Here is a 26,788-nt window from a genome sequence, read left to right on the forward strand (position 1 = left end):
GAAATGTGAATTCCGCTTCCCAATAGGACTGTAACATCAAAAGAATCAGACTATTTGGGCAATAAGGTAAAATTTCATGTGTTGGAGTCACAAACCGTAAACTGCCGACTGAGTATTGAGCAATTTTAGGCAGGGATAGAATGGGTAATGCAAAAACAGGTTTAACCCGTTGTATGCATTACGAATGCCATTTAATATTGTATTTATGTGACAATTAGTTTGTTAATGACTTTTATAGGCTTTACCATATCGGTGTCAGGAATTAGTCTCCCAATTGTCTGATTTTCTTGCAGTTTCGCTCCCATTTGGAAACCTATTGCATATTCTATCTTACTTAATCAAGTTAGATGCTTCACGTTACTTTTCCGCTGTCTTAGAATTCGAATTAAAGAAATCTTCACCCCTCACCTTGGAAGTCAATTCAGGCTCCCTGGCTTGAACTATTGGTTTTTCCCGGTGCATTTTAAATTCTATCCCAGACACGACCATTAGGGAACCTTGAATCCCTTCGTCATTTTTGAAAACCAGGTAAACAATTTGTTTCTTCCCACTCACAGTTCCTGACAAATTGATGGGGACCTGGAGTGAACCTGTGCTCCCTGCATCGCTGGATTCCAGTACTGCAGATTTACCGATTAGTAAACCAGTAGGGGCTATCCAGGCGTAGTTCTGTGTATCCTCCATTAGCATTTAAATACCGGTAAATGCGAAATCCACTGTGCCAAGACAAGCGGAAAGTGATCATTGGGTCATGATTCGGTACATTTAAGAATAGATCGGCGATTTGGACCGCTTATTCGGTCGGACAAGCATTTTGGTTCCAATCCCATTAGGGCAACAAAGTCCAACAGGATTTCCAGCTCTTCCGCAATAAATTATTTGATGGATATGAATTTTTATGTTTGCAACATTGTTGCGATTAAGTGAATTGTAAGAATTCAAAACCAAATTCATCTAACCGAAAGTGTATCATTCAAAGCGGGTTTTCCTTTTTGATATGCCACATGTACAATATCCATCAAATGACAGACAGTGAATATTTTGACGCAATCATCATTGGCGGAAGCTACGCAGGTCTTTCCGCAGCCATGGCATTGGGACGGGCATTGAGAAATGTACTCATCTTGGACAGTGGCTTGCCTTGCAACCGGCAAACGCCACATTCACACAATTTCATCACACAGGACGGTGAAAAACCAAGCATAATCGCCCAAAAAGCCAAAGCACAGGTTTTGAAGTACAGCACCGTAAAATTCTTGGATGCTCTTGCCGTAAGTGGGACAAATTCACATAATGGTTTTAAAATCACTACGCAAACAGGTGAATCTTTTAAAGCGAAGAAACTGATTTTTGCCACAGGTGTGAAAGATATCATGCCAGAAATTATAGGTTTTGCCGAATGTTGGGGCATATCGGTTATCCACTGTCCTTATTGCCACGGTTACGAAGTAAAAGGCGAGAAAACAGGCGTATTGGCAAATGGTGACTTTGCTTTTCATTATGCCCAATTGATCCGAAATTGGACAAAAGAGCTCACTATTTTTACCAACGGCAAATCCTCAATGACCGCAGAGCAAACCGATAAAATCACCAGACACAACATCCCGATAATCGAAAAAGAAATCGCTTATTTGAAACATAAAAATGGAGCTGTCGAGCAAATCGTTTTTAAGGACAATTCTACTTTTGAATTGAAGGCAATTTATTCACGTCCTGAATTTGAACAGCATTGTAAAATTCCCGAAACACTTGGTTGCGAATTTACGGAACAAGGACTTCTCAAAGTGGATATGTTTCAAAAAACAAATGTGAAAAACGTTTTTGCCTGCGGAGACAATGTCAGCCCGATGCGTTCGATTTCAAATGCAGTATCGGTAGGAAATATCGGGGGTGCGATGGTTAACAACGCATTAATAGAAGAAGAATTTTGATGGGTTCAACCCATTTTATGCATTACGAACTCAATTCAATAGTATAATTAACCGATGTTCAATTAGTTGTTGATTATTATTGACTTCACCCTATTGGTGTCAGGAATTAGTCTCCCAATGGTCTGATTTTCTTGCAGTTTAGATCTCATTTGGAAACTGAATGCATATTTCCATCAAACATATGATTGGGCAGCATTCAACTCATCGACTGACATATTCAGGGATTGCATCTTTTTTTAATTGATGTAATCATTCTCTCCTTCATTTCTTTTTGGTATTCCATCTAACTTACCTCAAGTAGATGCCTTAGGTCACTATTCTGGTGTAATGGAATTTGGGTTGAATCGAGTTGGATATTCCACTGACTTTTTTCACTCAGAGGAAATTGCATACCAATGTTGTCTTTCAGGGTTTCCCCCATTTGTCGGTGATTACAATCAAAAAGTGGATATAAAGGTTAGAGATTGAGGATAAGTAATAAATATTCTCTCCCAAAGGAGCGCCCTTCAAGATCAAAGAGGAGCACAATGAAATTTTTCCCAATTCCAGCAAAACCCGTAGATGAGCGGGGAGATGCATGGATAACTTAAAGCCCTTTTCAATCAATGAAAACACGCTCCTCAATTTACAAATGAATACTTCACAAAATCGGAACAAAGAAAAGATTATCATCCCGATCTCTGATTAAATCATATTCCAAATAAGAACCGATCTTGACAAAATTGTCCAAAGCAACATAAATCGAATCTGATGGTGCAGCGAAGGGATCCCGAAAAACATAGGAAGCGCTGTTAGAAAGGCTGGTTTCCTGAGGTGCCGCAAGGAGATTTGCAGACAGAAAACCTTTGATACCGGTGGGCGTCCGAACCTGATACCATTCTCCCACAGCCGATTCCACCCATACAGGCGTCTTGGAATCCAACATGGCCAAACTGGCAAAATCGGTCGAGGGTCCCTGACGAAGATTTGCAGTAGCGCTGCGCACCAGCATCACCTCATTTTCCAGTGGAAGATTACCCGAGATGGCTTTGGAATAATTGTCCTTGACCACTGGAAACGGATCAAATGCCCCGCTACTGTAAATCCCAAAATGCAAATGGGGAGGGGTGGTTTTGGCATTTCCGGTGTTGCCCACTAAACCTAAAGTATCGCCGGGACTTACGCGCTGAAGGTTGTTGACCGTTTGGCTGTCCAAATGGGCGAAATACAAATTCCAACCCCGTTTGTTATCCCGAAGCCAGACTTGCTTTCCTCCGCGTCCTGTCTCTTTGACCGAAGTCACCACACCGGACACAGGCGCCACGACAGGAGTCCCCCGAACGGCAAAAATGTCAATACCTTCATGTTTTCTTTGTCCTCCATCTCTTCCTGCACCCCAAAAACTCTGGATGGCAGCGCTCGTTTTTCCCTGAACCGGGAAAATGGCATAGGTAGATCGGTTTTCCACGATCAAATCATAATTTCCTTCAGCCATTAATTCAGGCTGAATGCGAATGAAATATGTTCCCGATTGCTCCGCTTCAAATTCAATCCGCTCATCAAATGAGGTCGTGGCCATTTCATCCTTCATGGATTTTGCATCTATGATTTCCAAAAATACCCGACTGCTGTCCTGACTTTCCCATATGAAAGCCACCTGTAAAGTCGCTCCTTTTTGAAGGTTCAGTTGCCAGGCATTGGCTTGGACTGATTTTGATTTGAATGAACCACGAATGGCCGCAGGGATATCGAGTTGTGGGGGATTATTCAGCGCTTCGTTACCTGCCGCAACCCAGCTTTTGCCCAAAATACTTTTATCGATTCCCGATGCTTTTAACTGTTGCAGGTAGCGCTCTTTTTCAGTCTTTGGAGAAAATATCCCCAATGTTTCACGCTTACAGGAGGCAAGGGTCAAAGTGAGTAAGAGGAGAATACTGATGCTTTTTAGGAATCGCGGCATGATAAAGGATTGGATCATTGGAATTGATTTCAATTTTTCGGTAAAGCAGGATTTTGGCTTGACTTTACCCTCCATAGGGTGTTTCCCGAATCGTCATTGACCAAAAGGGAACCATCAGGGAGGACAGTGACGCCGACGGGTCGACCATACACTTCTGATTTTTCACGGTCAGCGATAAAGCCCGAGAGAAAATCTTCAGGTTGGCCGGATGGTTTACCGTTCTCAAAAGGAACAAACAATATCTTATATCCACTGAGTGCAGCGCGATTCCAAGAGCCATGTTGACCTACAAAAGCGCCATTTCGATATTTCTCGGGAAACTGCTTGCCATCATAAAACACGAGTCCCAAAGATGCGGTATGGTTACCTACCGGTACATCCGGTACAAGGGCCTTTTCCACCAGCTCCATGCCTCTGCCTTCCATCCGTGGATCGGGGATCTGACCATAATAAGAATACGGCCAACCATAAAACGCGTTTCGCTTCACACTCGTGATATAATCAGGGACCAAATGATCACCCAATTCGTCCCGTTCATTGACCGCTGTCCAAAGTTCTCCGGAAACAGGGTTCCAGTCCATCCCAACCGGATTTCTCAAGCCAGTGGCAAACACCACCTCACTTGATCCGTCTGGGTTGATCTCCAGAATGCAGGCGCGACGAATTTCTTCTTCCATTCCGTGTTCTCCAGCATTACTGGCCGAACCCACAGAAACATAAATTTTCGTTCCCTCCGCGTTGGCGATCAGATTTCTTGTCCAGTGATTGTTGTATCCGCCTGCAGGTAGCTCCATGATTTTTTCACCTTTTTCTTCGATCCTTTGCTGCCCTTCACGATAGGGAAATCGATAAAGACCGTCGGTATTTGCCACATAGAAGGTGTTGTTTAAAATCAGCATTCCATAAGGCTGATTGAGATCTTCCAGAAAGATTGCTCTTGTCTCATATTCGCCATCCTTATTGACATCCTGAAAAATCGTAATCCGGTCCGCACTCCCTTTGGTATTGCTTTCTACAACAAAAAGGTCTCCATTTGGCCCCAAATAAGAAGTACGGGGATTGTCAAGGTCACTTGCAAATTTGGTCACTTCAAACCCTTGCGGTGCAGTGGGTGTCTTTCCTTCTGGCCAGTCGACCATTTTGCTCTCGTTCCGTACGGATTCTGAAGAATAGGGTGGGGGCAATATCAGTGGGCCGATCGCTGTCTGAACTGTGTCTGCTTGCTGTTCGCTCAGTTCTTTTTTCTGTTGATCCGATATCTTTGACGAACAACCCGAGGCGACAAACAGGAACAAGCATGTGAATTTTACAAAATTTCTCATGTTTTTGATTTTTTAGTTTTAAAAAATGGCCTTACGCAAATCCTGAAAGCGCAACAATTGATCCAAAGCAAGGGAATTTTGTGTTAATATCCATCAATATGGGGATGTTGTAAAAGTAAACTTGAATGCTGTAACAATTAGGGCGCTAATTTTTGAAATCTGTATAAAACCTATTTTTCTGCTGCCTTACTTCGCTCATCGTGACAGCTCAATTGGATTTTTGGATGATGAAAGTGCCACGCAAGGCAAAAAGTTTAGGCAGTTTTTTTGAATTGCTGGAAGACATTCGTGAAATCAGGGCCGATCAATGTAGATTTTACCAAAAAATCACCGACATGTACACCTTGAGGACCCAATACGGCAAAGAAAGCCGAAAGACCAAAGATTATTTTGCAAGGGTCAAAACAAGTTTGCAGAGGATTACCCAATTGAATCATCGTTCTTATTTTTGTTTCTGCTTTTTTTATAGTTCTTGATGAATTTTCCAAATTCTTTGTCCTTTTTTCGTTTCTCTGCTGCTGTGGTTTCATAATGCGCCTTTTCTCTTTCCATTTTAACATAGTTTTCGTAAGAAGCTTTGTCTATTTCTCCTTTTTCAACTGCCTCAAGTACCGAGCAACCGATCTCATTTGTATGTGTACAATCTTTGAATTTGCAATTTTTGGAAAGTCTCACAATCCTATCGAATGTCAAATCCAATCCGCCTGGGGAATCTGCAATACCCACCTCTCTCATCCCCGGATTATCGATCAGAATCCCTCCCTTATCCAATACAATCAGTTCCCGATGGCTCGTGACGTGTCTTCCTTTATTGGTACTCTGACTGATTGGTTCTGTTCGCATGATGGACTTGCCGGAAAGGGTATTGAAAAGCGTTGACTTTCCGACTCCTGATGAACCTAGCATACAGTAGGTTTTGCCTTTTTGGATTGTCGCTCTTATTTGCTTGTATCCATCAAGAGATTCGTTGCTAATGGGAACAATCGAAACATTTTGGATGCGGGCTTTGATATTTTCCATTATTTCTGAGACTCGATCAGCATTCACCAAATCAATTTTACTCAGTATGATAATGGGGCTAACCTTGGATGCATTGCAAATGGTCAGGTATCTTTCAAGTCTGTTGATATTGAAATCCCTATCAACTGCCTGCACCAATAGCGCATAATCTATATTGGCTGCAATGATTTGCTTTTCCCCATGTTGTCCAACCGCCTTTCTTGAAATCACTGAAAATCTGGGCAATATTTTATGGATCAAGGAAAGACCGTCATCATATTGCGTAAGGGCAACCCAATCTCCAACGGCCGGAAAATCCTCACGACCACTTGCCGAAAATCTTAAGTTTCCAGTTATTTCGGCTTCAAATTCTCCCTTTTCGGTCTTGACTATATATCGTTCTTTGTGTTCAGAAATCACTCTTCCAATCTCAAAGTCAATGAGTTTGTTCTCAAGACTAAACTTTTCCAGCCTTTCATTATATCCCAAATCTTCTAACTTCATTTCGCGAGTTGACCAGGTCTTTTAGGTTTCTGATGAATAGAATATTAAGTAAAACATAAACTCCCATTTCAAAGCAATCCTCGCTTTAGGGATTTTCATAAAATCAATTATATGATCAAAATTCAATTTGAGAAATGCGATTGTAATCTTCAATGTGCCCACCCATTTGTCTTCACTGCAATTCACTTAAGGGTTCTTCCATCCAATGTATTGATTTTATACATTTTGAATTAGGTTCAACCCGCAATATGAAATAGGTTTCCAATGGGATTGAAACGGAAAGAAAATCAGACTATTGGAAGCATAAATCCCGATAAGGGCAAAAATAGTAAATACCTATATGATTATCAGGCAATTGTAATGTTGAATTGAATTTGCAATGCTTAAAACGCGTTCTAAGAAAAGTATTTCAAGCCCTGAGATTTTCGAAAATGTTGTTCTTTTTCATTTTTCCATAGCTTTAAACTTCAGGTCTTTGGGTAACTTTTCAATGGCATATCTTAACGATGTCCGAGGCATGATTGCCTTGTTTCTCATCACATAATCAAATATCGGTTGTTGATTGGCCTCACTTGCCGCCTTCAACATCCATCCATAACCCTTTTGGACCAAATCATCTTTGTCCAAAAGCAAAGTGTCTGAAATTTTCAAAATTTCCCTAAGAAATTTCCCTTTTCTTGCCGGCAGGATCAATGTCACAGCGGATGCCCTTCGCTTCCATCTATTTTCTGATTTGGCAAAATCCATTAACTGCGTCAAATATTCAGGGTACATTTCTATGAATTCCCCAAGGGTATGATTACAAAGGGTATCACAGGAGGCCCAATTGTCCACATATTTATCAATCCAATTCTCAAAAATTTGAAAATCCTCCGGTTCATAGCACTCGTGGAGAGCATAGGACCAGTTGCATGCAACAAAGGATTCTTCTAGATACCCTGATTTCCACAAGCTTTCGCAGAGATCAAAAATTTCCGACTTTTCATTAAATTCAATTGTTTTAAAGTACTCCTTACTGATTTTGTTTACGGTAGGCACCTTCACTCCATAGCACTTAATTCTTTCTTTGAAAAAATCCTGGCTCCTTGAAAGGGTTTTCACATCCATGTTGCGTTTTAGCTCTTCTCGAATTTTTTCAATGATTTGCTCCATCCTTCACTCAACAGCTGAATTGGTTTCAGATACTATTTTTATCGGTAAAAATTTAGATCAGCATCCCAACTTTTGCACGCATCACAACTTGAATATAGGTCAAAAAATCGATACTTTCAAAAGCTTAAATGCTTGTTTTTGAGTTTATTGTAAGGCTGTTGTTGTTTTGGAAATTTGATTGAAAATTGGGGTAGTGGTGGTGTATGGCTTTCAGGAAAATCTGTTTATTATTCCCCGAAAATTTTGTCAATTCTTAGCTGTTCAGCTTCAAATTGGTTCTTGAGCAACATTAATCGGTAACATAAAAACAACCCATATTACGGATTCCCAATTCCATTCCAGCCTGAAATTGCCAAGTAATCAGTCGGGTGTTTACAATTTCTGAATCACACTAATTGGCAAATGCCTTACTCAACGAATAGGCTGATTTTCTTGACGTTTCAATTCCGAATAGGAAACCGAATGCATTTTTTGGGTTAATATGGGTAATTTTTGATATTTGGAGGAGTAAACACAAAAACTATGTCAAACATCAGCTTAATCATTGAAGAAAGAGCAGCAAAAATTGGCAACTTTATGGTTGGGAGATTGCTGCCCTTCAGGCAAAAAAGAGCTGTTGGTCCATTTGTATTCATTGACCATATGGGTCCGGTAAAATTGAATGAGCGGGAAAACTTTGATGTTTTGCCACATCCCCATATCGGTCTTTCCACACTCACCTATTTGTTTGATGGGGCAATCATGCACCGCGATAGCATAGGAAGTGAAGTGGAAATAAAACCTGGAGCAGTAAATTGGATGACTGCAGGAAAGGGAGTGGTGCACTCCGAGAGAACACCCGAACACATGAGAAATTCCACTAAATCCCTGCACGGTTTACAAATTTGGGTAGCTTTACCCAAAGACCTTGAAGAATCTGAACCGACTTTTGTACATATTGCCGCTGAAGAAATCCCAAGTTGGGAGGAGAAAGGGATCCACTACAAATTATTGGCAGGAGAAGCATTTGGTAGGAAATCTGCTGTTCCTGTTCATAGCCCCCTTTATTTTATTGAAATCAGGAATACCTTAACTCAAAAAATAAGTATTGGAGATGACCTATTTGGCGAAAGTGCTTTATACATATTTGATGGCTCAATTTCAAGCGAAGGGAATATGTATGAACCCAGGCAGATTTTGATCGCCAAAGACAGCAAACTCTGCGAGTTTGAAATGGGTCCCAATTCTACAGTCTATATTTTTGGGGGAGAGGCATTTCCCGAAGAAAGGTTCATTGACTGGAATTTTGTGTCTTCCAGGAAAGATCGATTGAAACAAGCTAAAGAAGATTGGACTAACCAGCGTTTCCCCAAAGTAGCCGGAGAAACAGAGTTTGTTCCTTATCCGACCCTAAATAGATAAGATCAGGGCAATCATAAAAGCAATTGGCAAAGAAAATAACAAGACCAGTTGAATAATTTCGACCAAAGAACTTTGAATATAATACCAGTAACAAATAGACCAAAGACTTTTTAAAGGCCACTGAAGATGTAAAAGATGCAGATTGAAAGCACTACTTTAAATGAGTGCCAACTAGTTTGGCTGGATCGCTTTTCAGTAGAAGCGCAAAGTGAAATTAAACATGTTTTATGCACCCTAAATTCTATTCCGGACTGAAATTTTCTGATAATCAGTAGGTTGTTTGCAGGTTTTGAAACTTCGTATCGGTAAAATGCCTGATTCTACCAATAATCCAATTTTCTTGTAGTGCCAAGTTCAAATGGGAAACAGGATGCATATTGTGGGTTGAACGGACTCCGGACAAGTCAGAAGCTGTACCCTGGCAAGCTACAAAACGATGGTGTAATATCCTTTTGACCCTTTATCACTGATACCGACAAGGATGTCAAAATAGTCCCTCTTTAAATCTATCGATAGGCCTTTTTCTAGATCTTTCAAGTCATCCCATTCTAAGCCGGTTATTTGAGGCTTTTTGAATCCTCTTGGAAATAAGGTCAGTATTAAACCCGAAATTTGCATTCTGTTTCCTAGTATGGCTTGACACCGCAAAAATACCAGACTATTTCGAGAAAAGGTTGCATTAAGATTGTGCTACTCTTAGAGAAAGTAAATAATGACTGATTTTTTAGCGAAAAAATTCTTGAACAGGAAGGGTATTGCATAGCAGGAGTTAAAAAAGAAATGATAAAATTTTAAAATAATCTTGATATTATGGGGTCGCTTTGTCTTTTTACCTCCTCTTTATTTTAGATGACTGAGTGAATACAGAACTCCAATGAACCACAACCCAAAATTGCCAAATAATGAACATTTAACCATTTATCCTTTAGGCCATTCTGAATCCATCAAAGTTTATGAAAGTAAATCCGACGAAGATATCTGGAAAGCCTTTAACAATGGGGATGAAAATGCATTCAACTATATCTACAGGATATATGTGACTGTATTGTTTAGGTACGGATGTCAAATGTGTAAGGACCAAGATCATATTCAGGATTGTATCCAGAATATTTTTATAGACCTAAGAAGAAAAAGAGGCCGGCTCAGCGAAGTCCAAAGCATCAAGGCCTATCTGTTTAAGATTCTTTATCGGGAACTGATCAGAAAATCAAATAAATCCAAAGAGTCGGTCCAGCAAGATCCTGAAAAGATCGATAGAAATTTTCCCATTGAATTTTCCCAGGAAACCAAACTTATTCAGCAGGAAAGCCAGCTAGAGAATTTTGAAAGAATACAAAGTGCCATCAATAAGCTTACCTGCAGACAGCGACAGGCCATTTTATTGCTCTATGAAGAAGGGTTGACCTACAAAGAGATTGCCGTAGCAATGGATTTTAATGAGGTAAAATCTGCCAGAAAGGTAATCTATAGGGCATTGTCCATGTTGAAAGCATTGCTTCAAAACAGGTAGCAAAGCGAAGTTTTAAGGAATTGAATTTCCATCTACGATATGAAATACGAAGATTACGATATAGAGAATTTTATTACGGATGAATTTTTCATTCAGTGGATAAAAAGCCCAAATGAAAACACCAGTCATTTTTGGGAAAAATGGATGGAACAGCATCCTGAAAAAAGGTCTTTGGTCAATGAAGCTGCCAATTTGATCCGGTCAGTGAAGTACACCGATTGTCCTGAATTTACAGATAGGATGTATGTAGACACTTTTGAGAACATTCTGAAGGCAGACAATCATTTTCGTCAGCAAACACCCATAATGTCTACAAAAAGCAGCTCTCATACATCTGTGAAATCATTCCCGGTTTTTCCGATCAAAGGAATTGCGGCCTCTTTGCTGGTTCTTTTTTGCGTCTGGGTACAATTCGAAGCGATGCGATTTAAACCCGAACAAGCCACAATAGCGGAAATAGCCTTGATCAAAAGAACAAACCCTTCCGGTCAAAAATCCATTATTGATCTTCCGGACGGGTCCAGAATACACCTGAATGCGAATAGTGAAATTGAGTTTCCGCAGGAGTTTTCCAGTGACAGTAGAATGATAAGTTTAATTGGGGAAGCATTTTTTGAAATCGAGAAGGAAAGCAGACCTTTTATTGTCCGATCGGGGGAAACGAAAATACAGGTTTTGGGCACATCCTTCAATGTCAAAAAGCAGGAGAACGGAGCACTCTACGTGGCATTGGTCACCGGAAAAGTCAGCGTAAATACCGAAAACGGCAGCAAATTGACTTTAGACCCCAATGAAATGTTGATTTTGGAAGCAGGTGGGGCCTTTCGGAAAACGGGTTTTGATCCCAATGAGGTCACTGGGTGGAAAGACAACTTTCTGGTATTCAAGACTTCCAATCTGGTTGATGTCAAGAGGAAACTCGAACAATGGTATGGTGTCAATATAGAACTGAAAGGCAGCTTTGATAAAAATTGGAGCTATTCCGGCGTCTATGAAGATGAAATACTGGAAAATGTATTGCGCGGAATCTGCTTGACTTCAGGCATGCGCTATAAAATTGAGAATAAAAAAATAACCATAACCAACCCAAAATGACATGAAAAACCTTGACAACAATACCAGCTAGCAAAAAAGGCAGGGACTGTTCTTGGCGGAACAGGCTCCTGCCCGTAGGAATGCCTCTTTCTAATTGGAATCCGAGGGAGGCATTAGTCCAAGTATTTCAACACTTAAACCATTCAAACTTATGGAAAATAATTTACGAAGGCAACTGATCATGCTGTCAAAACGATTAATATACGCGTTCCTGGTTCAGCTTTTCCTTTGTACGGTCATTTTGGCCAACGACGGGAATGCGCAGCGAAAAAGCATTGAGGAAGTGAAGGTTTCTTTAAATCTTAAAGAAAAATCCCTAGCCCAGTTTTTTAGGCAGGTGGAATCCAAAACGGATTTCAAGTTCACCTATACAGATAACCTAGTAGATCTGAAACAAGCCATCACGGTTGTGGAAAATAACAAATCACTATATGATGTTTTGGTAGCCGTTTCCATGCAGACGCATTTGAACTTTGTGCAGGTCAATGAGAATATTCATGTGAAGTCAGGTAAGAGTAAAGATAAAGCAGTTGAAGTTATTGAATTGATGGAAGTTACCATCTCAGGAAAAGTCACTGATGACAAAGGTGATCCCTTGCCAGGGGCCTCTGTTACTGTGTCGGGAACTACCATGGGTACCGTGACTGACATTGATGGGAATTATACTTTTACTGTTCCAGACGGATCCACCTTGGTTTTTTCCTATATAGGGTTTGAATCGATGCGTGTTGCGGTGGACAACAAGACTCAAGTAAATGTTTCATTAAGGCTGGACATATCTTCTTTGGAGGAAGTGATTGTGGTCGGATATGGAACGCAGAAAAGAAGTGACCTTACCGGTTCTGTTTCTTCAGTGAAGGCTGAGCAGCTGACTGCATTTCCTTCCTTGAATGTCGCTCAGGCCCTTCAGGGCAGGGCTGCCGGGGTGCAGATCCAAGCTAATAACGGGGAGCCTGGGGCCTCCTTCAAAGTAAGGATCAGAGGAGGAACTTCAATTAATGCGAGCAGTGATCCGATATTTGTGGTGGATGGTTTTGTAGGTGCTGCAATGCCTCCCCCTGAAGATATCCAGTCCATTGAAGTCCTTAAAGATGCTTCAGCAACGGCTATTTATGGTTCTAGGGGAGCCAATGGAGTAGTGATGGTGACGACCAAAAAAGGAAAATCAGGAGCTCCGAGAATTGAAATCAATACTGCATATTCGAGCCAAGAGGAAATCAGCAGATTGAGCCTTTTGAATGCATCCCAATTTATCGATTACGTAAGTGAAATTAGGCCCAACTTTACTGCCTTAGGTTCAGATACAGACTGGCAGGAGGAGATTTTCAGAACCGGTAATATTCAGAACCATCAGGTCTCGATTTCAGGTGGTGCCGATAAAGTGGATTACTATGTTTCGGGAGCATATTTTGACCAGAAAGGTGTGATCACGGGTTCAGGATTCAACCGGTTTTCCATTACCAGCAATGTCAACATCCAAGCTTCTGAAAGACTGAAGCTAGGCGTCAATATATTTGCCCAAAGATCCCAGCAGGAGGGAACCCGAACACAAGAGGGATCAGGAGGTGCATCAAACACTGGTGTTGTTGCCGGCGCATTTAAATTTGAACCGGATCAGCCGATATTTGATGAAAACGGAAGATACACCATTGCAAGGATGAACGATCCTCATGACAATCCGGTGGCCGTTGCCAGGGAATTCCAAAATGAGTCTGTTAACGACAGGGTTCAAGGTAATTTTTCTGCGGATTATCGCATTTTCGATAACCTTTCCTTCAAAACCACATTGGGGGCAACTACCAACAGCGGCAGGATAGGCACTTTTTTACCGACTACTTTGAACGCAGGCAGAATCGTAGGAGGTCAGGCCAATGTTAACGGAATCAGAAGCACCTTGCTACAGAATGAAAATTACCTGACTTATAACAAGACTTTTGGGGAAATCCATAACCTTACTGTAATGGGAGGATATTCCTACCAGACCGAATCCAACGAGGGTTGGGGAGGTACAGGTCAGAATTTTGTCACAGATGCTTTTGAGTACTGGAATTTGGGCGCCTCGTCTGTTTGGGGCAGACCTAGCTCATCTTTGACTGGGTGGGAGTTGGCCTCATTTTATGGAAGGGTGAATTATGGCTATGATGAAAGATTTCTGTTTCAGTTCAATGCACGCTACGATGGTTCTTCTACTTTCAGTGTGAATAATAAATGGGCATTTTTCCCATCAGGAGCCGTAGCATGGAACATGGGCAATGAATCCTTTCTTAAAAATAGTGAGACCTTCAGTATGTGGAAATGGAGGGTCAGTTATGGACTTACCGGAAATCAAGCGATAGAGCCTTATCAAACACTTGCCAGGTACTCGGATATCTTTACTGTAGTAAATGGTTTGCCAGTAAATGCCATTAGGCCAACTACAGTTGCTAATAATGACTTGACTTGGGAAACCACTGCACAGTTGAATATCGGCACCGATATATCCTTCTTAGCGGACAGGATATTTACCTCCGTAGAATATTACCGGATGGTGACCAGTGACCTCTTGTTTCAGGTACCTTTGCCACAGTATTCTGGTTTCACCTCTCAGCTTCAGAATGTGGGAAGTGTGGAAAATAAGGGGATTGAACTAACTGTCGGTGCCAAAATCCTTACAGGCACACTACAATGGAATGCAGATTTCAATTTTTCCCAGAATAGAAATAAAGTACTGAGCTTACCAGGAGGGAATGACATTCTCTACGGATCAGGACCGGGCCATATGGTCGGGCTTGGACAGACTCAGATTCTACGTGAAGGATTTCCCGTGGGTAGTTTTTTCGGATGGCATTATGACGGGGTGTACCAGCAGGGGGACTCCTTCGTCCCAGGTGGCGGTTTCGAACAAGTAGCTGGAGGAGAGAAGTTCAGAGATGTCAACGGGGACAATATCCTAAATGCAAATGACCGTGAAATCATCGGTAATCCTCATCCTGATTTTACCTGGGGCTTTAACAATGACTTCAAATTCAAAAACTTTGATCTGAATATCTTCTTTCATGGCATCCAGGGCAATGATATATTGAGCTACACCTTGATGGAGCTGGATCTGCTCTCAGGTGTGAATAATGCAACCACTAATGCACTGAATAGATGGACTCCAGAAAACACAAATACGGATGTCCCGAGAGCTTCCGTCGGTAGGACGAGAAGGGTTTCTACAAGATTTATCTCTGATGGAAGTTTTGTTAGACTAAAAAACGTAGCCTTAGGATACAATATACCTTTAAGTGCTTCTTCCCGTATTGGCCTAAGCAGGGCTAGAATCTATGTTTCTGCGCAGAATATACTGACATTGACCAGCTATGAAGGCTATGATCCTGAGGTAAATTACAATTCTGGAGGCGCTACGGGCGGAAATAGAAATCTTGGGCTTGATTATGGAAGTTATCCAAATGCAAAGTCCTACACAGTGGGATTAAACATTGCTTTTTAACAAAAAATTAAATCTAAATAACCATGCAAAACATATATAAAATAGCCTCCATTGCCTGCATGATGGCAGGGATCTTTGGATGTACCAATTTAGAGGAGAAGCCAATCGGGGTTTTGGCGCCGGAAGGACTATTCAATTCGCCTGCAGATGTAAATGTGGCTGTACTGGGATCCGTAGGGCTTTTGGCCACGGAGGCGTTGTATGGCAGACAGTTTGTCTCTGCTTTGATGTTGCGAAGTGATATGGCGGATATCGGAGACAGGGGCACACCTGCTGCTAGACAGCAAATGAATGACTTCAATATGGATGACAACAATGGGATGATCACTGTTTTTTGGCCAGTTTGGTACCAAGTCATCAGTGCAGCCAATGCCGCAATATCAGGCGCTGAAAGCATTCAGGGTTCAGAAGTACAGCTTAATCCTTTAATAGCCGAGGCTCGTTTTATGAGAGCATTTTCCTATTATCATCTGGTTCGTAATTTTGGGGCTGTTCCTTACATTGATTATTTCATCAATAATCCTGAGTCAATCAAGACCATCTCCAGAACCGCCGAGGCGGAGATTTTTGGGAAAATAATTGAAGATCTGGAATATGCCAAGCAATGGTTACCCGATGTCAGACCCAATAATATAAGAACCAGAGCCACCAAAGGTACGGCTGCTTCCTATCTCTCATCTGTACACCTAACCTTGGCCAATTATCCCAAAGCCTATGAGGAAGCAAAATGGGTTATTGACAATAGGACGTCATTTGGTTATGCATTGCTACCTGATTTCCAAGGCCTGTTCAATGCCAATACTGCGAATGGATTGCAGGAACATGTTTTTGCCATTGATTTTCTGGGTCTACAGAGTGGTCCAGGCAACGCAAACATAGACTATATGGCTTCCATGACAGGTATTAGAGGTGCCACTCCTTCCGGGTGGAGTGTAATCGTCCCTTCCATGATGGTCTTTGATACATGGGACGATAGGGATTATAGAAAGAAAGTTAGTTTTGATTCGGAAATCTTGATGGGTACTACTATCCGTCCTTTTTCGGCATTTGTCAATACACAAAGACCTCATATCGCGAAATACTCCAGATTTCCAGGTAGGTCACAAGGTGAAATGCAGTTTAGCGACCATAACTATGCAGATTTCAGGTATGCGGAAGTATTGCTGATAGCGGCGGAAGCCTTGGGCGAAATCAGTGGAGGAAATGCGGAAGCAGTGGGTTATATCAATCAGGTCAGGGCAAGAGCAAGAAACGAAGCAGGAGTGATGAATACTTTTCCGGAAGATGTGCAGCCGGGAATGGGCAAAGAGGCATTTGTCAATCTTGTGATGGAAGAAAGAAGATTGGAACTGGCTTTTGAATTTAAAAGATGGTATGATATCAAAAGGAGGAATTTGGGAACGCAGGTTTTCACAGGTGCCAATTCCTTGGAGCCGCATGCGACCTTCTCTGAAGCAAGAGATTATTTAATGCCTATTCCCAGGCAGGAACTGGAGACAAATCCCAATTTGGCTCCCCAAAATCCAGGCTATTAATTGATTTGGTACATAAAGATGGGGAGGCAATTTCCCCATTTTTTATTTCATTTTCAGACGCTATTCTTTATCATTGACTATGCTTAATCAAAACTCTATTTTGTCAAAATCAAACGGAATTTTCTTCCTCTCACTTCTTTTGGTTTTTGCTTCCTGTAGGGAGCAATCCGCACCGAAAAACACAATTGAATTTGCAGGGGAACAATTGAACTTCGCCCTGAAAGAGGTGGCGAAAGTCAAAGAGCAATATCCCGATCTCTTGAGCCCCCGGTCTCTAAGGGAGGACACCCTTTTTATGGTGCCTCCAAAAGACTGGACCAGTGGTTTTTTTGCAGGGAACCTTTGGTGGATGTTTGAGGCTACTGGTGACGAGTTTTGGAAAGAAAAAGCAAAGGAATTCACCGAGCCACTTGAATCGGTTAAAGACAATAAGGGTACACATGACCTTGGCTTTGTGATCTACAACAGCTTTGGCAAAGGATATCAGTTGACCGGTAATGAGCAATACAAAGAGGTAATGATTACTGCTGCCAATTCCCTGATTTCACGTTTTGATGACAGGGTAGGGGTAATTAGGTCTTGGGATCACAACCGTGATAAATGGGATTATCCAGTCATCATTGACAACATGATGAACTTGGAGTTTCTTTTTTGGGCCACCAAAGTCACCGGGGATTCCACGTATTATAAGATCGCTGATAGCCATGCCGAAGTGACCTTGGCCAATCATTTTAGGGAGGACAATAGCTCATTCCATGTTATCGATTATGATACACTGACAGGTGGGGTAAGAAATAAACACACCCATCAAGGACATGCGCATGAATCTGCTTGGTCCCGGGGTCAAGCGTGGGGATTGTACGGGTATGTCATGAGTTACAGGGAAACAGGAAAAAAGAAATATTTGGACATGGCAGAAAAAATTGCTGCATTTATGTTGGATCATCCCAATATGCCGGAAGATCTGGTCCCTTACTGGGATTACAATGCCCCTGATATCCCAAATGCACCCCGTGATGCTTCCGCAGCAGCCATCATGGCCTCTGCATTAATTGAGCTTGACACCTATGTCCGTGGAGGTAAAAGGAAATACCGAGATACCGCTCTTGAAGTACTGGATAATTTGACTGCCAGCTATAGATCTGAGCTTGGTGCCAATAAAGGATTTCTACTGCTCCACAGTACAGGCCATTTACCTGGAAAACACGAAGTTGATGTGCCTTTGGTTTATGCTGATTACTATTATCTGGAGGCCCTTCAAAGAAAAAACAATATAAGGTTCACCTCAGAACGGAAGTATTAAATAAAAATCAATTCTTATGAGACATTACGCTTCTGGCTTTTTGATGCTCTTTCTAGGTTTAGTAGCCTGCAAGCAGCACGAATCTTCCTCTTATTTTAGTGTGGTATCAGAGAGAGACCATGAATTTACGGTCATCAATTTGCCAATGGTATCAGTGAAAAAAGGATGGGATGAAAAAGACTGGGATTATATCAGAGTCAGGAACATCAGCAATGGAAACATGCTGGATCATCAGTGGCTCTTGGACGAACAGGGCAAAAGAGAAAACTTATTGGTCGGTGTAAGTCTTGAAAAAAATAAGGAAATTAATTTGGAAATTGTAAAAGTGGAGGAGCCTTTCCTTTCACCGGAAGTGATGACCTATTCGAGGTTTGTTCCCGAACGTACTGATGACTATACTTGGGAAAACGATAAGGTAGCCTTCAGAACATATGGCCCTGATGCTTTGCGAAGGATAAAAGAAGGGAAGCCCGGTGGTACTTTTTCAAGTGGCATCGATGCATGGCATAAAAAAGTAAATTATCCCATAATTGACAAATGGTATAAGAAAGAGCTGTCTGGTGAAGGTTCTTATCATGAAGATACCGGGGAAGGGGCTGACTTTTACCATGTAGGAATAAGCAGAGGCGTGGGAGGAACCGGATTCTGGTATCAAGATACCCTTTATGCAGCGGAAAATTTCGTCAATCACAAAACCATAGCTGTAGGTCCGTTGAAGACTATGTTTGATCTTGATTATTCCGCCTACACCGTTGCAGGGATCTCAATCAAAGAAAAGAAAAGGATTTCTTTGGATTTGGGAAGCAATCTGACCAAATATGAGATTAAAATTGACAGTTCAGAGCCAATACCTTATCTAACTGTTGGGTTGACGATGCACGAAAATGATGGGCAGGCTTTTTGGGATGAAGAAAAGGGCTTTTTTGGATATTGGGAACCTATGAAAGAAACTTATATTGGAACAGGTATTGTACTGGATCCATCAAAAATTGAGAGCATTAGGAAGCAAGAAAGTCCTTACAGGGACCAAAGTCACATTTTGGTCAACTTGGTTCCTGATTCAGAAAATACATTCGTCTTTTATGCCGGTTTTGCATGGGACGAAGCAGGAGAAATTGTAAACGAAAAAGAATGGACTGCTTATTTAAAAAGTTTTTCCGAGAGGTTGAATAGCCCGGTTCAAGTCAGATTTGTCGATAAATAAATCCTCTTCTGGAAATCATTTGAACTCGTATGATGCATTGCGATTTCTATTCCAGCCTGAAATTATTTCATAAGCAACCAGTAAAACACTGTTTTTGATTTCACCAATTCGGCAATACGACTTGTTCTTACAATGGTCTGAATTTCATTTAGTTTCAAGACCCAATTGGGAAAAGGAATGCATATTCCGGGTTAAACCATTTTCCATTGTAGTTATCATTCAAAGAATTTAATATCACAGTACAATTGGGTTGAATACTAATTCTTAAAACCAGTCCGGTTTCTGGGCTGGTTTTATTCTTCAAGATGGACTGACTTGGAGTCCCTTTTACCCGTGTGATGCATTGCCAATTTCATTCCAGCCTAAAATCTCTTAATTACCACTCAGTTAAACACTTTTTTTGATTTCACCAAATCGGCAATACGACTTGTTCCTGCAATTGTCCAATTTTCTTGTAGTGCCAAGTCCAAATGGAAAACAGGATGCATATTTCCATATAACTTACTTCAAGTTAGCTGCTTTTCGTTACTTTTTCAGTGTCTTAGATTTCTGGTTTATACCCCAATTGTGTATACCGTTCATGAAGTTCAATTCACCGCCTTATTGGACTTCAAATACGCCATCAAATCCACAATTTCCCTTTCACTTAGGTTTTCAAAAAGGCCCGGTGGCATCATCGAAACGTCCGTTATTTCACGGGATTGGATCGTGGATTTATTGATGATCACCGGATCCTGTCCCACAATCCTTAAAGTCAACTGCCTTTGGTTTTCAGCGATCACATTGCCGGAATAGGTTCTTCCATCACGGGTATTGATGACCACCATCTTGTATGCGTCCTGGATTTCGGCACTGGGCTCCAACACGTTCATCAGGATGTAATCCACATCTGTTCTGTTTGAGCCTGTCAGATCCGGCCCCATTTCTCCACCTTCTCCATACATTTTATGGCAGCTGCCACAGGATCGCTGGAAAAGCGTTTTTCCCCTTATCAAATCCGCTGACGCAAGGGAGTTTCCGGCCAACATCCCCCGATACTTCGCATAGGCGGCGGCATCGCTTGGCACCTGCTCTATGGGGCCCCACACTTCTATAAATCCACTTCCCACCACCCGAAGCAACTGTCGGGCGACATTGGCTGGCACTTCGTTTTTTGGGATTCTTTTTTCCTTTATTTCCTTCGTGAGCATGCCCCCGTATCTAGGCCGGGAGGACAGGACATTGATGACCTCTGCCTTTTCCTGGGGGGAATATTTGGAATAATTTTCTATCAACAACTTACCCAAAGCTTCATTGTCAAAAGCCCCCACGGATCGGATGGCCTCCAATCTCAGCCCGGCATCCTGCAAAAGAAGAGGCAATTCCTTGATCAGCTCATTCCGCTGTTGTGCGCTAAGGGTTTGAAGGGCTCTTTTCCGCTGATCTATAGGCGTATTTTTATTTTTAAGCGTTGCAAAGGCTCTTTGGGTGGCTTCTGTGTCTCCGAACAACTCAGAAATCTGAATGGATAGGTTCTTCTTTTTCCCCTCGCTACTCTGCATTTTAGCAGCTGTTGATTTCCAGTTGGGGGGTGTTTGGAGATCGGCTCTTCCTTCCATTCCACTCAGCATTCCCGCCAACAGCCATTCGGCATGCTCACCGTTTTTTCCGATGGTGGCAACCAGCTTTTCCATTTCATCCGCATCCACAGCTCTTCTGGCCATATATTGGGTGACCAATGGGATCTTTGATTTGGCGGCCATTTCTAGAAACTTATCCGGGTTTTTGGCCATTAATGGTTCGATTCCAAACCAAATGAGTTTGGGTAAATTGTTATCCTTTTCATCTTCGGCATGCTGGAGGAGGAGCGTGGCGATTTCCCATGGATCATTTGTCCCCAATCTCTGTAAGGCGGCGGCCAAATATAGTCTTACCACGGCGGAATCATCGTTTTTGGCCATCGTTTTGAATTTGGCCATTGCTTCAGCGGATGGGTTCAAGTCCTCACAGAGCAATTGAATTGCCCATGCCCTGATGTGAGGATCTTTGTCAGAAAGGGCTTGGACCAATTCTGTATCCGAAAAGTTTCCAGTGATATGCAGGGTCCACATTGCCCTTAATCTCCAATCCTGATTTTTGTTTTTGTTAAAAAGATCCTTCAATCCAGCGACCGTATTGGCTTGTAGTTTTTCTTTGGCAGCCCTTTTTTGCAAAATACCCCTTGCCCTTCGGGAATGCCAGTCACTGGGGTTGGTTTGCAGGTCAATCAGCTGTTTTTCAGACATTTTATCGAGATCTGAATACCGGCCTTCAAAGTCTTTGGCGAGGGATTTTTCCGCTGCAATTCTGAAAATCCTTCCTGTTTCTGAATTTAAAACTTCCTTACCGCAGATGTCCGCATCATGCCAGTCAAGGGCATATAGTGCGCCATCAGGACCGATTTCCATACTGAAACCCACCCATTGGGCATTGTTGGCCAACATGAAATCATCTCCGTGTTTTCCCACGAAACCCGAACCCCGGGGTTCCAAAACATCAGACAAAACGGAATGTTCATGAATATTGGCCATGAAGATCTTACCCTGCTCTACTTTGGGGAAGGCATCGGATTGGTAAATCCTCGCTCCACCATGTGCAGAGCGGTGGCTGTGGTTGGCTATTGTTTTGATGTCTTCATAGACATAAGGATTGAAATGCTGTCCGCCCTGACGGTGGTAAATCCCTCCCGGCACCACGTGCCAAAGATGGGGAATCACGCAGGCGGTCATAAACAACTGGCCTTTGGCATCATAATCAATTCCCCAGGGGTTACTGAAGCCATGGGCCACCACTTCAAAGCGGTCTTTGGTGGGATGATACCGCCATACTCCGCCATTGATATCCACCCCATCTGCTTCCAATAAATCTTCGGGAAAAGGATCATTGTGGTAATACAGTTTGCTGTCTCCGGTTGGTTTCCGGATCTTGGAGGGGGTTGCAAATCCCTGCAAACCATACAACCAGCCATCCGGACCCCAATGTAGGCTGTTCAGCGTTTCGTGTCTGTCCCTGATGCCCCATCCTGTCAACAAAATCTCGATCTTTTCCATATCGGCTTTATCGTTTTTGTTTGGAACAAACAAAAGATTGGGGGGCGCCCCCACATAAAGCCCGTCAAATCCCACTGCAATGGCTGCAGGAAAGGCCAAACCTTCCATAAACACTTTTCGGCTGTCCGCAACACCGTCACCGTTTGTGTCTTCCAAGATCAAGATGCGGCTGTCTCCAGCACTGGAAAAGCCATGGCCCCTGGATTCGTAATCCTTGTTTTCGGCTACCCACAACCGGCCTCTATCATCCCAACAGAAAGCCATGGGTTGGGTCATCATGGGTTCTTAAGCCCAGACATTTACTGTATAACCTGCTTTGATGGTCATGGCATCCACAGCTTCTTGAGGATTCAGGAATTTGGCCGTCCGGCCTTCTTCCTGCGCAATTCCCCAAAGTTCAGTGCTGCTGTACATCCCTGCCTTGCCTGAAAAAGCACTCCAGTATTCGGTCACTTCCACATCATTGAACGCTCCTGTATAGACCACCAACTGGTGCTTGATGGTCTCCGACTTGCCTTTTTCAATGGTCCAATCTCCATCACGGGTAAATGCAGGTCCTAAGCCCAATTGACTGTCTACCCTCCATTTTTGCGGATATCCCCTGTTTTCAGGATGATCAAAAATGGCAATATTGGCCAAATCGTTCCTTCCTTCTACCTGCATGCCGACATTGATCCACATGGCCGGCTGACCTTCTGCAAGTTCGTTCTTCTGTCTGGCAGCATTCACGATTTTCCCATTGATTCCATCCTTCCAAGGCATTCTAAGAAACAAACCACCATAATCGTACTTCCCGATGGTGATATCCTGTATGGCTTCACCTTTCCACTCCAGGTCCAATAAATATTTGCCAGCTACTTCCTTCATGGACCAGTTTTGCGTTTCTTCCATCACCGTTTCCCCTTCTGCATCCAACAAATGATAGAGGGTCTGCCACTTCACCTCTTCCCCTTCCTTTTGCAATATATTTAAGGCTACTTTTTTCCAATGATCACCTTGGGGATTGTGGAAATAATCCCTGCCATTGACATTGGTAAATCCCCAGTACAATCCGGTTTGGTGTTTGTGGTGACCGGGGCTGTATTCGGTGAGCACGCCTTTGCCATCAGGAGCAAGGATAGGATGAATAAATGGCCTGAAATCATCTTTGGCATTTTGGGTCAGGATGGCTTTGTCTTCGCTTTTCCTGAATATGGATAGGGAGCTTTCATTTTCATTCCATCTAATGGTAAGCGCGGTGGGTATAGCAGGTTGCTGGGAAGAATCGTCAACAGCGGATCTCTTGCAACTTCCTGTCAAGAACATGAAGGGAAGGAGCAAGCACAATGGAAAATTGATGACTTTCATTTTCGGCTATTTAGGTTGGATTTCAATATTGTTCTTGCCCACCTGAGGCAAACAAGATTCAGTAAATCAAGTAAAAGATAAAAATTCGGATGGTCATATCACAGTTTTCCCAATTTTAATTTCCTTTCGGAGGAATGAAAATGGTGGGCCATTGAAGAGGGGTGACGCGCTTGATTTTTCCCTAAATTTTTTTCCAATCCTTGGACCAACACAAGGAATTATACCGCTCTTCTTTTTAAGCGGATAATTCATATAAACAATTAATAGTCAATGAAATATATGCTAAAATATTACCCGTTTATTTTGCGAAGTTTTTTAAGAAACGCTAAATTCAATATTGTATATTTTTAACCTAATCGCCACAGAGGTGGAAAAAAAATGCATATCGCAAAAGAAGAAGTACCTGTAAAATTTGATGTGCCAGGAGCCGTCGCCAGACAAAAGATGGATTTTGGAGATGCCACTGGATTCGGGAAAATCAGTGGGGAATATTTCTCCCTTGGCACAGGAACGGACATCGCCCCACTGCTCCAAGGATTGGAAGGGGACATGTGCCAATCTCCCCACTGGGGTTATGTCATAAAAGGGGAAATCGATGTGACTTATGCCAATGGGAAACATGAAATGATTCACGGTGGTGACCTTTTTTACTGGCCTCCGGGTCATTCTGTGAGAGTCGAGCAGGACGCAGAGGTCATCCTGTTCAGCCCCCAACATGAGCATAATCTTGTCTTAGACCACATGCAACACAAGATGAAAGGTTGATCTGAAAATATTCGGTTTTGTGCTGATATGAAGAATGGGGTGATTTATTTCGAAGCTTGGCCAATTGGCCCATTTTTCATAAGCTCCATCCATGAAGAACTGAATTTGTGCCGTTAAACCCATTTTATGCGTTAAGGACCTAACCAAATATTGGAATTGACTGACAATCAATTGGGTGATGACTATTATTGATTTCACCCTATTGGTGTCAGGAATTATTCTCCTAATAGGCTGATTTTCTTTCAGTTTCAATCCTATTTGGAAACCTATTGCATCTTTCGGATTTAATTCATGAAATTGTGCAAATAGAGTTCAAAAATTTAAAATCTTAAACACAACTGCTGCTTCCCTATTCTTGACTTCTCTAGATCAGTACTCCTCCATATTCTACCAATAGCCTGATTTCTTTGCCCAATTGCCGATCAATTCAAAACGGAATGCGTATTTCGGGTTTTAACTGAGGATTTTTTTGAAAATACGATAAGGTGTTGGAGGAGCATTTTGTGCGGATCGAGTAGGGGAGCACACAAAGATTTATCTGCCATCAGGCTGCCGGAACGGATCGAACGATTTTTTTGGAATAGTAAAAGATGTTGTTCTTCGACTTTAGAATGGGCATCCGCTACCCAAAAAACAACAAAGTACGAGCAAATCTCTTAGAAATATCTGACGGCCCTAACATTGTATACATTGTATTTGTCATAGGCTGTCTGCTCAAAATAATCTGCAAAAGTCTGTCTCCATGCTGCATTGTAGATTTCCCACTCTGTAGAACTCCAATAAGGAGCGGTGACATCATCTGCGAATCCTCCTACCTTATTCTTATGCATAAAAAGTTGATTCAGTTCATCTTTGCTCGGAAGAAACCAATCATCGTATCCATTAAGGACCAGTTCAGAACAAATTCTTGCTGCAATATTTTCAGAAGAACATCCCTTCAGGATATCAAGTGTATTCTGCAACCCAGTCCCGATTTCTTCTCCTTCAGCACCCTCGATTTTGGTTGTTTGACAACCCCATTCTGCTTGTCCTTGATCAAATGGGGCGGCAATCAGCCCATGTTTGCCCGAATTGTCAATATAGAATACGATTCCTCCACCATACTCTTGGCCAATTCTGAATTTTGGTTCTTTCTCACAACCTACAATTGCAATTGGAACAATTAAAATCAAAATAAATCGAATCAGTATCTTCATAGGTGTTTGCAATCGATATTGTTTATTCCGTGTTGTGCATTGCCAATTCCATTTCTACCTGGAATTGTTTAAGAATCAGTCTTGGTTTACAATTTTTGGCTCCACCGGATCGGTTCAGCCTGTTTTATGCATGACAAACTCAATTCAATATTCTAATGAGCTGATGTTCAATTAGTTGTTGGTTGTTTTTGACTTCACCCTAGTTGTGTCAGGAATTAGTCTCCAAATAGTCTGATTTTCTTGCAGTTTCAACCCCTTTTGCGAAACGGAATGCATTTCGGGTTAAAGTACAAGAATATTCAATTTATGTAAAAAATATACCTTTAGGAAGTTTCATCTGTCATTCCCCTCGTTTTGAATAAAGGTTAAACCCGTGTTTTGCATTGCCAATTCTATTTCAGGATATGATTTTTTAATAATCGGTCATTTGTATATTATTTTAGAGTTTGATCTATAGGCAATATACTTATTCTCCCAAAAGTCTGATTGTCCTTCAGTTTCAACCTTATCAGTTAACCAAACAAATATTTCAAATCTAACCCGTTTTATGCATTACGAACTCAATTCAATATTGTGATTTACTGATAATCAATTAGTTGTTGACTATTTTTGACTTCACCCTATTGCTGTCAGGAATTAGTCTCCCAATAAGTTGATTTTCTTGCCGTTTCGATCTCATTTGGAAACGGAATGCATATTTGGGATTTAATGTAGTCTCTTGCCTTCATTTGGTTTCGTATTGTATTCTTCTTGCCAAAAAAAGAAAGGGAAGCTCCGTAAAGTTTTTTATCTAACAATCTTCAAGAATTGATAAAGTACAGCACATCCATAAAAAGTGAATAAAAAAAAAGAAGAGTCCAAATTCACAATTTGGACTCTTCTGTTGGGATTTAACCCGTTTTATGCATTAAGAACTCAATTCAATAGCATAATGAACTGATGTTGAAATATTTGCTGATTGTTTTTGACTTCAGTCTATTCGTGTCAGGAATTATTCTTCCAATAGGCTGATTTTCTTTCAGTTTAAATCCCATTTGGAAACTTA

Annotated in this window: 18 protein-coding genes; 10 read left to right on the forward strand and 8 right to left on the reverse strand. The window is 41.8% G+C overall.

Annotation, left to right across the window (positions count from 1 at the left end; translation table 11 throughout):
• Positions 1 to 357: 357 nt before the first annotated feature.
• A complete protein-coding gene (locus tag F824_RS0112675; protein WP_019598270.1) occupies positions 358 to 684 on the reverse strand; it encodes a hypothetical protein in 327 nt (108 codons plus the stop codon).
• 338 nt (positions 685 to 1,022) lie between these two features.
• Between F824_RS0112675 and F824_RS0112680 the strand changes: the two genes are divergently transcribed.
• Positions 1,023 to 1,931 carry an NAD(P)/FAD-dependent oxidoreductase gene (locus F824_RS0112680; protein WP_026333686.1) on the forward strand — a complete coding sequence of 303 codons (909 nt, stop codon included), beginning with the start codon at positions 1,023 to 1,025 and terminating at the stop codon, positions 1,929 to 1,931.
• Between the two features lie 640 nt (positions 1,932 to 2,571).
• On the opposite strand, the gene F824_RS25865 is transcribed toward F824_RS0112680, so the two are convergent.
• Both F824_RS25865 and F824_RS0112695 read right to left on the reverse strand, forming a co-directional pair.
• A complete protein-coding gene (locus tag F824_RS25865) occupies positions 2,572 to 3,870 on the reverse strand; it encodes a M23 family metallopeptidase (protein WP_161629752.1) in 1,299 nt (432 codons plus the stop codon).
• Positions 3,871 to 3,899: 29 nt separating this feature from the next.
• Positions 3,900 to 5,192, reverse strand: a complete 1,293-nt coding sequence (locus F824_RS0112695) for a PQQ-dependent sugar dehydrogenase (protein WP_019598275.1) — start codon at positions 5,190 to 5,192, stop codon at positions 3,900 to 3,902.
• 227 nt (positions 5,193 to 5,419) lie between these two features.
• Here F824_RS0112695 and rhuM point away from each other — a divergent pair, with 227 nt between their 5' ends.
• Complete coding sequence (rhuM, locus tag F824_RS27965) at positions 5,420 to 5,668, forward strand: RhuM family protein (protein ID WP_236613247.1); 249 nt, start codon at positions 5,420 to 5,422, stop codon at positions 5,666 to 5,668.
• Here rhuM and rsgA read toward each other — a convergent pair.
• Entirely contained in the window at positions 5,613 to 6,695 is a 1,083-nt protein-coding gene (rsgA, locus tag F824_RS0112705) for a ribosome small subunit-dependent GTPase A (protein WP_019598277.1), read from the reverse strand. The genes rhuM and rsgA overlap by 56 nt on opposite strands.
• A gap of 444 nt (positions 6,696 to 7,139) precedes the next feature.
• A complete protein-coding gene (locus tag F824_RS0112710; protein WP_019598278.1) occupies positions 7,140 to 7,847 on the reverse strand; it encodes a DNA alkylation repair protein in 708 nt (235 codons plus the stop codon).
• 522 nt (positions 7,848 to 8,369) lie between these two features.
• Between F824_RS0112710 and F824_RS0112715 the strand changes: the two genes are divergently transcribed.
• The 7 genes from F824_RS0112715 (at position 8,370) to F824_RS25870 (ending at position 19,367) form a co-directional block, all read left to right on the forward strand.
• Positions 8,370 to 9,248, forward strand: coding sequence for a pirin family protein (locus F824_RS0112715; protein WP_019598279.1), 879 nt, complete (start codon positions 8,370 to 8,372; stop codon positions 9,246 to 9,248).
• Positions 9,249 to 10,122: 874 nt separating this feature from the next.
• Positions 10,123 to 10,758: an RNA polymerase sigma factor gene (locus F824_RS0112725; protein ID WP_019598281.1), complete on the forward strand. Its 636-nt coding sequence runs from the start codon at positions 10,123 to 10,125 to the stop codon at positions 10,756 to 10,758.
• Positions 10,759 to 10,797: 39 nt separating this feature from the next.
• Entirely contained in the window at positions 10,798 to 11,853 is a 1,056-nt protein-coding gene (locus F824_RS0112730; protein WP_019598282.1) for a FecR family protein, read from the forward strand.
• Between the two features lie 151 nt (positions 11,854 to 12,004).
• A complete protein-coding gene (locus F824_RS0112735) occupies positions 12,005 to 15,325 on the forward strand; it encodes a SusC/RagA family TonB-linked outer membrane protein (protein WP_019598283.1) in 3,321 nt (1,106 codons plus the stop codon).
• 23 nt (positions 15,326 to 15,348) lie between these two features.
• Complete coding sequence (locus tag F824_RS0112740; RefSeq protein ID WP_019598284.1) at positions 15,349 to 16,860, forward strand: RagB/SusD family nutrient uptake outer membrane protein; 1,512 nt, start codon at positions 15,349 to 15,351, stop codon at positions 16,858 to 16,860.
• 79 nt (positions 16,861 to 16,939) lie between these two features.
• Positions 16,940 to 18,163, forward strand: a complete 1,224-nt coding sequence (locus F824_RS0112745) for a glycoside hydrolase family 88 protein (RefSeq protein ID WP_019598285.1) — start codon at positions 16,940 to 16,942, stop codon at positions 18,161 to 18,163.
• Positions 18,164 to 18,179: 16 nt separating this feature from the next.
• Positions 18,180 to 19,367: a DUF4861 family protein gene (locus F824_RS25870; RefSeq protein WP_081624992.1), complete on the forward strand. Its 1,188-nt coding sequence runs from the start codon at positions 18,180 to 18,182 to the stop codon at positions 19,365 to 19,367.
• Positions 19,368 to 19,954: 587 nt separating this feature from the next.
• Here the strand turns inward: F824_RS25870 and F824_RS26650 are convergent.
• Together F824_RS26650 and F824_RS28125 are read right to left on the reverse strand one after the other, a co-directional pair.
• Entirely contained in the window at positions 19,955 to 22,714 is a 2,760-nt protein-coding gene (locus tag F824_RS26650; RefSeq protein WP_019598288.1) for a PVC-type heme-binding CxxCH protein, read from the reverse strand.
• Between the two features lie 6 nt (positions 22,715 to 22,720).
• Positions 22,721 to 23,782, reverse strand: a complete 1,062-nt coding sequence (locus F824_RS28125; RefSeq protein ID WP_019598289.1) for a DUF6807 domain-containing protein — start codon at positions 23,780 to 23,782, stop codon at positions 22,721 to 22,723.
• A gap of 378 nt (positions 23,783 to 24,160) precedes the next feature.
• On the opposite strand from F824_RS28125, the gene F824_RS0112765 reads away from it, so the two are divergent.
• The gene (locus F824_RS0112765; protein WP_019598291.1) at positions 24,161 to 24,547 is read left to right on the forward strand and encodes a cupin domain-containing protein; all 387 of its coding nucleotides are present in this window, start codon (positions 24,161 to 24,163) and stop codon (positions 24,545 to 24,547) included.
• Positions 24,548 to 25,203: 656 nt separating this feature from the next.
• On the opposite strand, the gene F824_RS26855 is transcribed toward F824_RS0112765, so the two are convergent.
• Positions 25,204 to 25,743, reverse strand: coding sequence for an Lcl domain-containing protein (locus F824_RS26855; RefSeq protein WP_019598292.1), 540 nt, complete (start codon positions 25,741 to 25,743; stop codon positions 25,204 to 25,206).
• Positions 25,744 to 26,788 lie beyond the last annotated feature (1,045 nt).

The sequence above is a fragment of the Rhodonellum psychrophilum GCM71 = DSM 17998 genome (genome assembly GCF_000381545.1).
Classification (GTDB): Bacteria; Bacteroidota; Bacteroidia; order Cytophagales; family Cyclobacteriaceae; genus Rhodonellum; species Rhodonellum psychrophilum.

Coding starts and splice junctions, on each gene's coding strand:
- F824_RS0112675 (WP_019598270.1), bottom strand. CDS start 684: ATGGAGGATACACAGAACTACGCCTGGATAGCCCCTACTGGTTTACTA.
- F824_RS0112680 (WP_026333686.1), top strand. CDS start 1,023: ATGACAGACAGTGAATATTTTGACGCAATCATCATTGGCGGAAGCTAC.
- F824_RS25865 (WP_161629752.1), bottom strand. CDS start 3,870: ATGCCGCGATTCCTAAAAAGCATCAGTATTCTCCTCTTACTCACTTTG.
- F824_RS0112695 (WP_019598275.1), bottom strand. CDS start 5,192: ATGAGAAATTTTGTAAAATTCACATGCTTGTTCCTGTTTGTCGCCTCG.
- rhuM (WP_236613247.1), top strand. CDS start 5,420: ATGAAAGTGCCACGCAAGGCAAAAAGTTTAGGCAGTTTTTTTGAATTG.
- rsgA (WP_019598277.1), bottom strand. CDS start 6,695: ATGAAGTTAGAAGATTTGGGATATAATGAAAGGCTGGAAAAGTTTAGT.
- F824_RS0112710 (WP_019598278.1), bottom strand. CDS start 7,847: ATGGAGCAAATCATTGAAAAAATTCGAGAAGAGCTAAAACGCAACATG.
- F824_RS0112715 (WP_019598279.1), top strand. CDS start 8,370: ATGTCAAACATCAGCTTAATCATTGAAGAAAGAGCAGCAAAAATTGGC.
- F824_RS0112725 (WP_019598281.1), top strand. CDS start 10,123: ATGAACCACAACCCAAAATTGCCAAATAATGAACATTTAACCATTTAT.
- F824_RS0112730 (WP_019598282.1), top strand. CDS start 10,798: ATGAAATACGAAGATTACGATATAGAGAATTTTATTACGGATGAATTT.
- F824_RS0112735 (WP_019598283.1), top strand. CDS start 12,005: ATGGAAAATAATTTACGAAGGCAACTGATCATGCTGTCAAAACGATTA.
- F824_RS0112740 (WP_019598284.1), top strand. CDS start 15,349: ATGCAAAACATATATAAAATAGCCTCCATTGCCTGCATGATGGCAGGG.
- F824_RS0112745 (WP_019598285.1), top strand. CDS start 16,940: ATGCTTAATCAAAACTCTATTTTGTCAAAATCAAACGGAATTTTCTTC.
- F824_RS25870 (WP_081624992.1), top strand. CDS start 18,180: ATGAGACATTACGCTTCTGGCTTTTTGATGCTCTTTCTAGGTTTAGTA.
- F824_RS26650 (WP_019598288.1), bottom strand. CDS start 22,714: ATGATGACCCAACCCATGGCTTTCTGTTGGGATGATAGAGGCCGGTTG.
- F824_RS28125 (WP_019598289.1), bottom strand. CDS start 23,782: ATGAAAGTCATCAATTTTCCATTGTGCTTGCTCCTTCCCTTCATGTTC.
- F824_RS0112765 (WP_019598291.1), top strand. CDS start 24,161: ATGCATATCGCAAAAGAAGAAGTACCTGTAAAATTTGATGTGCCAGGA.
- F824_RS26855 (WP_019598292.1), bottom strand. CDS start 25,743: ATGAAGATACTGATTCGATTTATTTTGATTTTAATTGTTCCAATTGCA.